This window comes from Mesorhizobium sp. W067, from assembly GCF_054719525.1.
In genome coordinates this window covers 2,887,008-2,899,631 of sequence record NZ_JBTTII010000001.1, presented here as the reverse complement: position 1 = coordinate 2,899,631, position 12,624 = coordinate 2,887,008, and the positions used below count along the sequence as shown (strand labels likewise).

At 61.6% G+C, this 12,624-nt stretch carries 12 protein-coding genes; 4 read left to right on the top strand and 8 right to left on the bottom strand.

Annotated features, from left to right (window positions below; translation table 11 throughout):
• Nucleotides 1-9 precede the first annotated feature (9 nt).
• Together ftsZ and ACYG97_RS14195 are read right to left on the bottom strand one after the other, a co-directional pair.
• Nucleotides 10-990 carry a cell division protein FtsZ gene (gene ftsZ, locus ACYG97_RS14200; RefSeq protein WP_023696303.1) on the bottom strand — a complete coding sequence of 327 codons (981 nt, stop codon included), beginning with the start codon at nt 988-990 and terminating at the stop codon, nt 10-12.
• Between the two features lie 318 nt (nt 991-1,308).
• Entirely contained in the window at nt 1,309-2,178 is an 870-nt protein-coding gene (locus ACYG97_RS14195; RefSeq protein ID WP_023714617.1) for a LysR family transcriptional regulator, read from the bottom strand.
• Nucleotides 2,179-2,413: 235 nt separating this feature from the next.
• Here ACYG97_RS14195 and ACYG97_RS14190 point away from each other — a divergent pair, with 235 nt between their 5' ends.
• Together ACYG97_RS14190 and ACYG97_RS14185 are read left to right on the top strand one after the other, a co-directional pair.
• Nucleotides 2,414-2,569 carry a DUF1127 domain-containing protein gene (locus ACYG97_RS14190; RefSeq protein WP_023681184.1) on the top strand — a complete coding sequence of 52 codons (156 nt, stop codon included), beginning with the start codon at nt 2,414-2,416 and terminating at the stop codon, nt 2,567-2,569.
• A 141-nt stretch (nt 2,570-2,710) separates the two neighbouring features.
• A complete protein-coding gene (locus tag ACYG97_RS14185) occupies nt 2,711-3,808 on the top strand; it encodes a DUF930 domain-containing protein (RefSeq protein WP_023733180.1) in 1,098 nt (365 codons plus the stop codon).
• A gap of 73 nt (nt 3,809-3,881) precedes the next feature.
• Here ACYG97_RS14185 and ACYG97_RS14180 read toward each other — a convergent pair whose 3' ends face one another.
• The 6 genes from ACYG97_RS14180 to ACYG97_RS14155 all read right to left on the bottom strand — a co-directional run bounded on the left by ACYG97_RS14180 (nt 3,882) and on the right by ACYG97_RS14155 (nt 10,472).
• Nucleotides 3,882-4,625 (bottom strand): ribonuclease activity regulator RraA, encoded by a 744-nt coding sequence (locus ACYG97_RS14180; RefSeq protein WP_023733179.1) that lies wholly within the window; start codon nt 4,623-4,625, stop codon nt 3,882-3,884.
• 23 nt (nt 4,626-4,648) lie between these two features.
• Nucleotides 4,649-5,812, bottom strand: a complete 1,164-nt coding sequence (locus tag ACYG97_RS14175) for a mandelate racemase/muconate lactonizing enzyme family protein (protein ID WP_023687861.1) — start codon at nt 5,810-5,812, stop codon at nt 4,649-4,651.
• Nucleotides 5,813-5,843: 31 nt separating this feature from the next.
• A complete protein-coding gene (locus tag ACYG97_RS14170; RefSeq protein ID WP_023733178.1) occupies nt 5,844-6,941 on the bottom strand; it encodes an ABC transporter ATP-binding protein in 1,098 nt (365 codons plus the stop codon).
• Between the two features lie 124 nt (nt 6,942-7,065).
• Nucleotides 7,066-7,956: a carbohydrate ABC transporter permease gene (locus ACYG97_RS14165; protein ID WP_023714612.1), complete on the bottom strand. Its 891-nt coding sequence runs from the start codon at nt 7,954-7,956 to the stop codon at nt 7,066-7,068.
• Nucleotides 7,953-8,912, bottom strand: a complete 960-nt coding sequence (locus tag ACYG97_RS14160) for a carbohydrate ABC transporter permease (protein ID WP_023733177.1) — start codon at nt 8,910-8,912, stop codon at nt 7,953-7,955. The genes ACYG97_RS14165 and ACYG97_RS14160 overlap by 4 nt, the downstream gene beginning before the upstream one ends.
• Nucleotides 8,913-8,993: 81 nt before the next feature.
• On the bottom strand, nt 8,994-10,472 hold the full coding sequence (locus tag ACYG97_RS14155; protein WP_023668101.1) for an ABC transporter substrate-binding protein: 1,479 nt from the start codon (nt 10,470-10,472) through the stop codon (nt 8,994-8,996).
• A gap of 204 nt (nt 10,473-10,676) precedes the next feature.
• Between ACYG97_RS14155 and ACYG97_RS14150 the strand changes: the two genes are divergently transcribed.
• Together ACYG97_RS14150 and ACYG97_RS14145 are read left to right on the top strand one after the other, a co-directional pair.
• A complete protein-coding gene (locus tag ACYG97_RS14150; RefSeq protein WP_023681193.1) occupies nt 10,677-11,387 on the top strand; it encodes a GntR family transcriptional regulator in 711 nt (236 codons plus the stop codon).
• Nucleotides 11,388-11,441: 54 nt separating this feature from the next.
• A complete protein-coding gene (locus ACYG97_RS14145) occupies nt 11,442-12,608 on the top strand; it encodes a mandelate racemase/muconate lactonizing enzyme family protein (RefSeq protein ID WP_023729476.1) in 1,167 nt (388 codons plus the stop codon).
• Nucleotides 12,609-12,624 lie beyond the last annotated feature (16 nt).

The window sequence follows — 12,624 nt, the reverse complement described above, 5'->3', positions numbered from 1 at the left end:
GGATCCTGCCTACTGCGGTATCTCCAGGCCCTGCCGCAATCCTGTCGCGACGACTGAGACCCTGAATTTTCCGGCGAGTGCCCGGTCGAATATGGCGCCGACGATGATGTCGGCGTCGGCGTCGACCTCCTCGCGGATGCGGGTGGCGGCCTCATCGACTTCGAACAGCGTCATGTCCATGCCGCCCGAGATCGAGACCAGGACGCCCTTGGCGCCGATCATCGAGGCTTCGTCGAGAAGCGGGTTGGCTATCGCCGCTTCGGCGGCCTTCCTGGCGCGGTCCTCGCCCGTGGCTTCCCCGGTACCCATCATTGCGCGGCCCATGTCGCGCATCACCGACTTCACGTCAGCGAAGTCGAGATTGATCAGCCCCTCCTTGACGATGAGATCGGTTATGCAGCCGACGCCGGAATAAAGGACGCGATCAGCCATGGCGAAGGCGTCCGCGAAAGTCGTCTTTGCGTCAGCGATCCTGAAGAGGTTCTGGTTCGGAATAACGATCACGGTATCGGCGCATTCGCGAAGCTGCTCGATGCCCTCTTCGGCGGCTTGCATACGGCGCTTCCCTTCGAAGGTGAACGGCTTGGTGACGACCGCCACCGTCAGGATGCCGGCTGCCCGTGCAGCGTTCGCTATGACGGGCGCGGCACCGGTTCCAGTTCCGCCTCCCATGCCGGCGGTCACGAAGCACATATGGGTTCCCGCAAGGTGGTCCCTGATCTCGTCGATCGATTCCTCGGCTGCCGCGCGGCCGATCGCCGGCAGGGACCCGGCGCCCAGGCCTTCCGTGACATGGGCACCCAGTTGGATCAGCCGCGATGCTTTCGACATGGTCAGTGCCTGGGCATCGGTGTTGGCGACGATGAACTCCGCACCCTGCAGATTTTCGGCAATCATGTTGTTGACCGCGTTGCCGCCGCCACCGCCGACACCGATGACGGTTATCTTCGGCCGCATTTCCGAGATGACGGGCCTTGCCGCGGTGCTCATCGTCTTGTCTCCTTGGAATTGATCGATAAAAAAGTTCCCGGAACGCGCCGCTTGAACACGCCAGGTGCAAGAATCAGGTTCTATCGCCTTGGCACAGGGAATCAGAGGGTGAACTTTGCGGCAAGACAAGATGTGGGACTTGTATCATATACGCCTGAATGAGCCGACCTTTTGAATGGGTCTAGTCCAATGTTCCGGAATTCGCTCGGCTTCTGGCCAGCGAAAATCCACAATCCGGGATCCAACCCCTTCAAGCTTCACGCGCCCGCCTCACGCGCGAGAACCTTGAGAATCTGGCGGCCGATCGACGCCTGACGCTTAGCGGATCGGCATCTTGCCGCGAAACAACGGCTGATGGGCCCGCATCAGAGCGGCAATCCGGTCGGCAATCTTTCGTACTGGCGGGGAGTGGCGTTCCTCATGATGGGTGACGATCCACTGGTCGGTTTCGAGTTCGGGGATAGGCTGAGCGACGCGAACCAGCCGCGGATCGCTGTCGCCGACGAAACACGGAAACACGGAAAGGCCGGCGCCCGCGGCCACAAGTTCTCGCACCGAATGGGTGTTGTTGCCTCGCACGGCGATGCGGTCGCCGTGATGGGCTTGCAGCCAGCGCGCCGAGGCGACGTTTGCTCCTTCGCCGGTGACGCCGACGAACAAGCCGGCAGCGATGCCGTTGATCAGGTGGCATCCGGAATAAATGGCATACGCGACCTTGCCGCTCTGGCGGCCGGCCAGCCACTGTTCGGTTGGACGCTCGCTGCGGATGCCGATATCGGCGGCGCGGCGACCGATGTCGACCCGGTCGGTGGTGGTGACGAGTTCCACCCTGATGCCGTCATCGACCGTCCAGATTTCGCCGATATGGGCCGAAACGAAGGCCGAGGTCCAAGGCCCGGCCGAGACGCGGACAATGCGGTCGGGCAGGTTTCCCTCGCGCCAGCGGGTCAGCGACTGCATTGCTGCTTCGACGTCTTCGGCGCGCCGCAGCAGTTCTTCACCGACCGGGGTTAGCCGGTAGCCGGTCTGCTGCCGTACGAACAGCGCTTCGCCGATCTGCTTTTCGAGCGCGGTGACGCGTCGTCCGAGTGTGGCTGCGCTGAGGCGCGTGGTTGCCGTAGCCGCGCTCAGGCCACCCAGCCGCGCAACGTCGAGAAACAACCTCAGATCGTCCCAGCCAATATCCATTTTGCAGAAATGAAAAACTCCTTGCGACCGTGGCTGTAGCGCGAAGCGGCCATCACGCGCAAGTATATAGGCATTGGAAGCGCTTGATAATTCTGCCCTGGCGGGAAAATGACAGGCACCTCGGTTGGCCAGGCAGTCAGCGCAATCCGTTCGATCGTGCATACGCTTTGCGCGATTGCTTTGCGTTTTCGACCAATCCAAGAGCGTGGGTATCCCGCTCGCCAAGGAGACGATCATGTTGCATGAACTTCGACACCGTTTCGCCCGCTGGCTTGCCTATCGCCAGACGCTTGCGAGCTTGAGGCGGCTTCCAGACAGCATATTGGCGGATGCGGGCCTTTCTCGCGAAGAGCTCCGCGAGCGAGCCCGCGACGCCAGCCTGCGTCGCTGAGATTGGAGGCGGGCATGCAGAGAATGGAGCCGGCGGCGAGAAGCAATCAGGCGTCGTCTCCTCACTGCTGAGCTGCGGCTGAATGCGCCAATACGGTTGCCACGCTTGATGCCGCCGCAGTTTCGCTCCACATCGTGAGGGATGAAGACCGAGACATCCGAGCGGCGGCGGACTTTGCTGTGGGCCTTGCCCGCATCGCTGGTCCTGCATGCGCTCATCACCGCGTTCCTGGTCTATGGCCTGCCCGTTCCTGCCCAGCAGCCGCAGGAGGAGCAAGCGGTGAACGTCGCGCTCGTGCCGCCGCCCGAACAGCCAAAACCGAAATCCGCTCCCGCGCCGCCGCCACCGCCACCCGGAAATCCTTCGGAGCAGAAGGTTGAAAAGCAGGCACCGGAAAAGCTGCCGCCAATCGAGGTCCTGAGGCCTGTTTTTCAGTTCGGCGACAAAGACACTGGCCCCAAAAAATCCTTGGATGGAGGCAGCGCTCAAGACAATGCGCCATCGCCGCCCAAGGATAACGAGCCACAGTCGGCTGTCGCGCCAAAGAATGCGGAGAGTAAACCCGCCTCAGCGCCAGACGCCGGAGAGCCGGCAGAGTCAGCCAAGATTAATGAGAAGCCGGAAGCGGACAAACAGGAGGCTGCGACCCCACCCGCTGACAAAGAGGCATCCGCGGCCGCAATGCCTTTGGCTGCCCATGGGGACGACGGTGAGATCGAGCTTCCCGCGTCGGCTCAGGCGCCTCGGACCAGACCCGAAAACGTGCCGAAACGCCGCCCCGCAAAGGCTACGAAGTCAGGACGCGGAATCACCGAAGAGCCAAACTCCATCGACGTGGCCTCGGCTACACCGCGGCCATATTCGGGCCTTCCGGGCGTTCGCAAACTCTTTTCGCAAGGCGCTACCGGTGATGTGTTCGCAACGAACTCGATGGCCGACGTGCCTCGCGATCAACGGGCCGCCAGACTTTGCGCCAGCGTTCTTGAGCAAGAGTTGAACGACGCCTCTTATTCTCCCCAACTGATCCCAAGCATTCCGCTCAAGGCCGGCAATGTTCTTGACGCCCCAGACACCGCTTTCCGCACGGCAACGACATGGTACCATCTGAGCTTTCGGTGCGGTATCGACATCAATGCGACGCGGGTCACGTCGTTCGCCTTCCGTGTCGGAGCCGCCGCCTCGCCAGACGAAAGCGCCTTTCTTGATCGGGACGTTCGTCGGCGGCGCGGTCCCGGCTGAGACGGCCCCCTAGTAGTCTGCCGGGGGGCACATCGAATTTCACCGCACATATGGATCGTCTTGAATGCCTGCGTCAATCCGCCGGACGACTGGCTTTGCGCCACTCCTCATATTCGCCGCGGGCATCGTCATGCAGCGGATAGTAGCGCTGCAGCGGTGCGCCCTGCATCAGCTTCTCTCGCGAGAACTCTTCCCAATCGTGATGCTTCTGGGATTCCTCGATCACCTTTGCGGCCATTGCGACGGGAAGCACAACCGCCCCGTCGTCGTCCGCCACTATGATGTCGCCGGGGATCACCGTGACACCGCCGCAGGCGATCGGAACGTTGACGGCGTTCGGATAGATGCTGGTTTGCACATGGTAGTTGGGCGTCCAGCCGCGCAGCCATAGGGGCAGATCGAGCTCCTCGACATTGGGCCGGTCGCGCATGCAGCCGTCGATTACGATGCCCGCGCCGCCTCTGCCCTTGAAATAGGTCGACATCATATCGCCGAAGACGCCCGAGCTCATGTCACCGCGCGCGTCGACGACGACCACATCGCCTTCCTGCGCGTGATAGAGCACGTGCCGGTGCAGTTGCGTTTCCGGGTCGGCGTATTCTCCCTCGCTGAAGAGGTCCGGCCGCTGCGGCAGGAACTGCAGCGTCAGCGCCGGCCCGACGATCGACTTCCCATGGTTCTGCGCCACCGGACCGACCATGTGCGGATTGCGGAAACCCATGTGGCCCAGCGTGCCGGCAACCGTCGCGGCGCCGATTTCCCTCAGGGCGTCAATGAGGTCTTTGGGCGGTCGCGTGATGTCAGGGATATGCGTCATTGTGGACTCCGGTTGAGATGGAACTACCAGTTCGTAACAGACCCGTCCCGGCGCCTGAGGTGAGGCGCTTCCCAGAAACGAAAAGCCTCCGCCCGGACCGCCGCTTCGTTGACCTCGACGCCGAGCCCCGGCAGGTCGCTTACCGGATAGTCGGGACCGTCGAGCCGTGGCTGCACGGGGAAGAAGTCGGAATTGTCGAAGCCCAGCTTCGTCTCGGGTTCCCTGGTCTCGAGCCACGCGAAGTTGGGTACCGCGGCGGCGAGATGCAGGGTCGCGGCCGTGCACACCGGACCAAGCGGATTGTGCGGCATCAGGTCGACATAGTGCGCCTCGCTCCAGCCGGCGACTTTCATCGCCTCGGTGAGCCCGCCGACGTTGCAGACATCGAGACGGTTGAACTGATGGATGCCGCGCTCGATGTAGGGCAGGAACTGCCACTTGCTGGCAAATTCCTCGCCGATGGCAAAGGGAATGTCGGTCATCCTGCGCAGGGATTCGTAGGCTTCAGGTGTCTCGTCGCGGATCGGCTCCTCGAGAAAATCAAGCACGCCGCGGCCGAGCTTGTTGCAGAAGCTCGCCGCCTCTGCCACCGACAGCCGATGATGATAGTCGATGCCGAGAACGACGTCGTCGCCAAGCGCCTCGCGCGCCTTGTTCAGCATGCTCGCGGTAGCGCCGATCGACTCGCGGGGTTCGAAGATGTCCCTGCTGCTTTGCCCTGCGGGGAAGAAGCGGATCGCCTGCCACCCCCGTGCGCGCAGCTCCCGGGCTCGTTCGATGGCGACGTCGCCCTCGGCCTCGTCTCCGGTCGAGGCGAAGGTGGGGATGCAGTCGCGCTGCTTGCCGCCCAGCAGTTCGTAGACAGGCACCCCCAGCGCCTTGCCCTTGATGTCGTGCAGGGCGATGTCGATGGCGGAAATCGCCGCCTGCAGAACGCGCCCGCCCTCGAAGTACTGGCTGCGATATGCCTCCTGCCAGATCCGCCCGATCTGCATCGGGTCGCGGCCGATGAGAAACTCGCGATAATGCTCGACCGCGCCGGCAACGGCCTTTTCGCGCCCGCTCAAGCCGCTCTCGCCCCAGCCGAAGACGCCCTGGTCGGTCTCGATCTTGACGAGCATCTGATTACGCGTTCCAACCCATACAGGATAGGGTTTGATCGCGGTGATCTTAAGCTTTTCAGTCATCCCCAACGTTCCCAATGAACCCCGTCTTGTCTCAGCCGGCCTTGAGGGCCAGTTCAGTTTCGCCATCGAACAGATGCAGCCGCTCCTGGTCGAACTCGAGCCAGATCTGCTCGTCAGGTGCGACGACGATGTTGGGGGACACGCTGATGTTGACGATGGCGCCTGACAGCAACGCCTGCACGAAGGTGACATCTCCGGTCGGCTCCACTGTATAGGCCCTGGCCGGGACGCTGCCTGGCACCGCGCTCTTGTGGAGCCTGATGGTCGAGTGACGTGCGCCGAGCACGACTTTCCTCGACGTTGCCTTCGCAACCTTCCGGGCGTTGAGCGGCGAGAGCTCAAGGCTCCAGCCCTCCGCGCCGGTCAACGCAGTGTTGCCGTTTGCTGTCGATGCCTCCAGTGGAACAAGGCTCATCGCCGGGCTGCCGATGAAGCTGGCGACGAACATGTTCACCGGATGGGCAAAGACCTGCGCCGGAGAATCGTATTGCAACAGGTAGCCGCCGTTCATCACCGCCATCTTGTCGGCCATGGTCACGGCTTCGAGCTGGTCGTGCGTGACATAGATGATGGTCGCCTTGAGGTCCTGGTGGAAGCGCTTGATCTCCGAGCGCATCTGGACGCGCAGTTTGGCGTCGAGGTTGGAGAGCGGCTCGTCCATGAGGAAAACGGCAGGGTCGCGGACGAGGGCGCGCCCCAAGGCGACACGTTGCTGCTGCCCGCCTGAAAGTTCGCGCGGCTTGCGCTCGAGCAGGTGCGTCATGTCGAGCACGCGCGCCGCTTCCTTGACCTTCCTGTCGATCTCGTCCCTGGGCAGCTTGCGCATCTGCAGCGGGAACGCCAGGTTCTTGTAGACCGATTTCTGCGGGTAGAGCGCGTAGTTCTGGAACACCATCGCGATGTCCCGGTCCTTGGGGTCGAGGTCGTTGACCACGCGGTCGCCGATGACGATGTCACCCGATGTGACCGGGATCAATCCCGCGACAAGATTGAGCGTGGTTGTCTTGCCGCAGCCCGAAGGGCCGACGAGCGCAACGAACTCGCCGTCATTGACCGTCAGCGAAACGTCGTTGACAGCTTTGAAGCCGCCATAGGTCTTGACGAGATCTCTCAGGACCACGTGGGCCATCGGCAACTCCCTACGGCATGATGCCGAAAAGTGTGAAGCGGTTTTCGGACGACATCATGCTCTATCTCTTTGATTTAGAGGCGGATTCAGATTTGAGGTCGAACAGACCTGAAATCATCCGGCTCTAGTGTTTGACCGCGCCTTCTGTAAGGGCGCGTACGAAGTATCGTTGCAGGAGGAGGAACAGCACCACGACGGGCACGCTCATCATGAAGCTGGCCGCCATCAGGCCCGGAAAGTCCGTCGTATTCTCCGAGAAGAAACGCTGTATGCCGACCGGCAGGGTCAACTGCTCGTTCTTGGAAAGGAAGGTGTAGGCATAGATGTACTCGTTCCAGGCGCCAATGAAGGAATAGATAGCTGTGGCGATGATACCGGGCGTCGAGAGAGGCATCACGATCAGGATGAAGGCCTGGAACCGGGTCGCCCCATCGATCCGCGCCGCCTGCTCGAGCTGCACCGGAATGTTGTCGTAAAAGCCCTTGAGCAGCCAGATCGCCAGCGGCAGGCCGAAGGTGAGATAGGTGAGAATGAGCGAGCCATGCGTGTTCACCAGCCCGATCGCGCGCATCAGGATGAAGAGCGGCACGAGAAAGATCACCGCCGGGAACATGTTGCGCAAAAGCACGGTGAAGAACAGGAAGTTTCGACCGGGGAAACGAAAGCGCGAAAAGGCGTAGGCCGCAGGAACGGCCACGATCACCGAAAGGATTGTGGTGACGGTCGACACGTAGAGGCTGTTCCAGAAAAAACGCAGGAAGTCCTGGCCGACGCTGTTTTGCGGATCGAGCAGCTTTTGGTAGCTGGCCAGGGTAGGCTCTTCCGGCCACCATTGCGGTGGGAACTGCATCGCCGCGAAGCCGGACTTGATCGAGGTGATCAGCATCCAGATCATCGGCAACGCGGTGTAAAGCAGCATGAACACGAGGAAGATGCGCCCGGCCCAACGCCATCCGTCGATGCGCATGCGGCGCCGGGCCGGACGTCGAGGGACTGTCTCGACGATCGTGCTCATGCGCTCCCCTCGTTGCGCTCGTTGCCGGCCAGCGCACGGACGTAGAAGTAGCCCAGCACCATCAGCATGAGGAACAGGAGTACCGAATAGGCCGATGCGACGCCCCATCGCTGCCGGCCGAAGGCGAGCTCATAAATGTGGGTGATCCAGATGTGCGAAGCGTTCGACGGCCCGCCACCGGTCATGATCCACGGGATGATGAAGGAATTGAAATTGGCCACTGCGAGCAGCAGGATCGTCACCGTCGAGACGTTGCGCAGATGCGGGAAGGTGACGTGCCAGAAACGCTGCCATGCATTGGCCCCGTCGACTTCCGCGGCGCGCAACAACTGGTCGGGGACCGTCTGCAAACCGGCCATCATCATGATCATGGCAAACGGAAACTCGCGCCAGATATTGACGACAATCAAGGAGGGCAGCACCGTGCTGACGTTGTCGATGAAGTTCGGCGGCCGGTCAGCCAATCCGAGGCCGACCAGCACCGCGCCGATGATGCCGAAGTCCGAATGGTAGATCCACTTCCAGATATAGGAGGCGGCAACCGCGCTGATGACCCAGGGAATGATCAGGATAGCGCGCAGGACACCCCGGCCGATAAACTCGCGGTGGAGGGCCAGCGCGGCGGCAAATCCCAAGGCAAAGGCAACGAAGGTAGATGCGATCGTCCAGATCAGGGTGTTCAAGGTGACTTTCCAGAACACCTGACTGGTGAGGATGGCCGTGTAGTTGTCCAATCCGATGAAGGTCTTGTCGCGGAGCTGCAGGCCAGGCGGCGTCTTAAAGAACGACAGCTCGACCGTGTAGTAGATCGGATAGGCGATGACGATGAGCATCACGGCGATCGCTGGAAGCACGTATGCGTAGTCGGCGCGATGCTCCCAGATATTCCGCAGCATGCCGGAGCTACCGGGTTGCAATCTTCGGCGAGCCTCGGCCTTGCCGGTCACGATCGTCACGATGGCGTGCCCTTGTTGTTAGGAGCAAACCGGCTGCACGCACTGTCGGCACAGCCGGTCGGATCGCAGGTCAGGCCCGGACTAGAGTCCGTCCATCAGGTTCTTCACCTTCTCGGCCGCGTCGTCCGCTGCCTGGTCGACGGTCATCGCTCCGGTCAGGGCGTTCTGCAGCATGTCCGGGACGATGATATTCATGATCTCGGGGGATTGCGGCAGCGCCGGGAACGGAATGCCGTATGGCAACATCGAGGTCGTGACATCGAGGAACTTGATGTTGTCCAGACGTTCCTTCATCCATTTGGTCTTGAAGCCGTTGAGGTTGCCCGGGTTCGAGCCGGCATACGCCATCTTCAACGACCATTCAGGGCTCGTCCACATACAGATGATGGCCTTTGCAGCCGGCTCGTCCACCTTGCCGCCCTCGACATATTCGGGCTTCAGGATGTGAATGTTCGAGCCGCCAAACACGACGGCGCGCTTGCCGTCGGGGCCGGTCGGAATCAGGCCATAGCGCATGTTGTCGATGACGGTCTGCGCCTTGTCCTTGTCGGCGCCCGTTGCCTTCTTCTGCAGGTCGAGCATGACGTTATAGTCGGACGGGTGCGAGACCATCATGCCGAGTTGGCCGGCGACGAACAGGGGCTGGTTATCGGCCTGCTGGTTGGTGAGGGCCGAGACCGGAACCGACTTGTCGCGAACATACATGTCGTAGGAGGCTTGCAACGCCGCCTTGCTCTGCGGGCTATTGAGCTCGACCTCCTTATAGGTCGGGTTCGCGGAGGCTTCGTCGAAGACACCGCCGCCATAGGCCCATAGTTGCGGCATGAAGCGGTACGGCGTGTTGCCGGCGTTCTTGCGCGCCACGAGGCCGTAGCCGGCTATGCCGAGCTTGTCATGGATCTGCTTGGAATATTTGACGACGTCGTCCCAGGTCGCCGGAGCCTTGTCCGGATCGAGGCCCGCACGCTTGAAGATGTCGGCGTTCCAGATGAACGCCATCGTCTCATTGTTGGTGGGAATGCCGTAGGTCACGCCATCCCAGGTTACCGCCTTCATGGCGCCGGGCCAGAAATCCTCCGTGGGATAGCCCACATCTTCCGGCTTGAGCGGCTGCAGATAACCCTTCGAGGCGAACTCGGTTCCGCCCAGGATTTGCAGGCGGACCGCCATCGGCGCGGCATTGCCGAGCAGCGCCGTGCGGAACTTGTCGAGAAGGTCGTTGTAGGTGAGGGCCTGATCCTCGAGCTGGATGTTCGGATAGGTCTTGCGGAAGGTCTCGAAGAAATCCTTGTAGTACTGGCGCAGGAGATCGGGGTCGCCCTCGAACACACCCTGATACCAGAACGTCAGTCGCCCCTTGTAGTCGAGCGGAGTGACCTTACCGCAATCGGCGGCCGTGTCGAAATCCTGTGTTCCGGCGATGGAGCGCACATATTCCGGCGACCACTTGCTCAAATCGACCGGCGGCGAACCCAATGCCGATCCCGACATCAGCGACGCCATCAAAGCAGTGGCTACAGTGCCGCGCAGGACGGCACCGCCGAGTGTAATCCTCGTCATAGTATCCTCCCAGATTCTCCCATGCCGCCGTGCGCCAAGGGGCTCGTTCGACCGTGCGGGATGCGTCCTCAGCTCAATGTATCCCTTCGATCATCTGGTACGTTTTCAGATCGTGGATTGCCTGTCAACGCACCCGATCGTACATTGTTTGCAAAACCCGTGTATGATATCGAGCATGTGATGTACTAATCGGGGGGGGCGGCTTTGGCCGAAACAAGTGATTTCAAAGCAGAGCCACCCGTGGGGATTGATCCCATCGGGGCGTCCAGCGAGGGCGCCTCGCTTTATGAGCTGATCCGGGAAGACATCATCGAGGGACGGCTCGCCGCCAACGAACGGCTTGTGGTCACCGATCTCGCCCGGCGTCACGGCACCTCGACCAACCCCGTACGCGAGGCGCTGCAGCTGTTGCGAGGGGAGGGCTTCGTCACCTTTGTCGCCAACCGTGGCGCGCGCGTCCGGCCCATAGACCAGGATTTTGTCCGGGATATCTACGAGATCGGAGTCCTGATCGAGCCGGCCCTGACGCGATGGTTCGTGAACATGGCGACCGGCGAGGACATCGCCGAACTCGAACGCATCCAGGCTCTGATCGAAGAGAACAACTTCACCGACACATTGCGGCACAGTGAACTGGATACCGCCTTCCACACTGTAATGTACCAGCGCCACTACAACCGCCATGCCGCCGAGCTTTGGTGGAAGCATCGCGAAGTGCTGCGAGCCGTGAGCCGGCGTTTCAATTTCACGCTCGCGCGGCGGGCCGCCATCATGCGTGAACACCGCGAGCTCATCGCGCATATCAAAGCCGGAAATGCCGACGAGGCGGCCGAACTCATTGCCCGCCATGTCGAGGGTTCCGGCCGGCACGTTCTCGAACAGATGCGTGCGCGCAACGCCGCTCGGGCCGGATAGAATTTCCAGCCCAGAAAATCATTGGTCCGGCCATCAGACAGAGGTAGTTGAGAGATGAAAATCACGAGCGTTCGGCCGTGGCTGATCAAGTCCGATGCTTCCTATTGGGGAGAGTTCCTGTTCGTCGAGGTGACGACCGACGAAGGGGTGAGCGGCTGGGGGGAAATCACCACCACCACAAGGCTCGCCAACCGTGCCCTGTGCACGATCTTGCGGCAGATCGGTGTCGCCGTGACAGGCGAGGATCCGGCGCGCATCGAGCATCTCTGGCACAAGATTTTCCGCAGCTTCACCTATATGGGCAGCCGCGGCGCCGCGGTCGAATGCGTGAGCGCTATCGACATAGCGCTCTGGGACATTCGCGGCAAAGTTCTCGGCAAGCCGATCTACGAGCTGCTGGGCGGACCGGTGCGCGACGAAATCGCGCTCTATACCCACCCCAACCAGGCCAAGTTTACCAGCAAGGAGGCTGTGGTTCGCGAAATTCGAGACATCGTCGAATCCGGACACACCGGGCTGAAGTTCGATCCTTTCCCCCATCAGGGTCGCACAGCCGATGGCTTGGCGCGCGAACAGCGGGACGGCTACCTCGATGGCAGCATGACCCGCAAGGACGAGCGCGAGGCCGCCGAACTCACGGCCCTGATCCGCGAAACGGCGGGGCCCGATGTCGACATTCTGATCGATGCGCATGGCCGCTTCGATGTGCCCACCGCCATTCGCCTCTGCCGGAGCCTCGAGGAAGCCGGCCAGATCGACTGGTTCGAGGAGCCATGCCCGCCAGAAAGCCTCAATGCTCTCAAGCAAGTGCGTGAGAAGGTCAGTGCCGCCATCTCGTGGGGCGAGCGCGGCCACACCAAGTGGGATTTCGTGCCGGTGCTCGAGAACAGGCTTGCGGACTACATCATGCCGGACGTTACCTGGACCGGCGGCATTACCGAACTGAAGAAGATTTCCGCCCTGTGCGAAGCCTACTACATCCCGGTCTCGCCCCATGACGCCGCGGGACCGATCAATGTGGTTGCGGGAGCGCAGGTGATGATGACGGTTCCCAACTTCTACAAGCTCGAAACGTCGGAGTGGAACCTGGACAAATATAATCACCTCATCGACGAGCCACTCGATGTCTCGAACGGCAGCCTCAAGCTGGCGTCGAAGCCGGGTCTCGGTGTCGAGATGAACCGAGACTACCTGCAGGCCCACGAGATAGAGCTTGGCTAGCAACGCTTATGCAGGC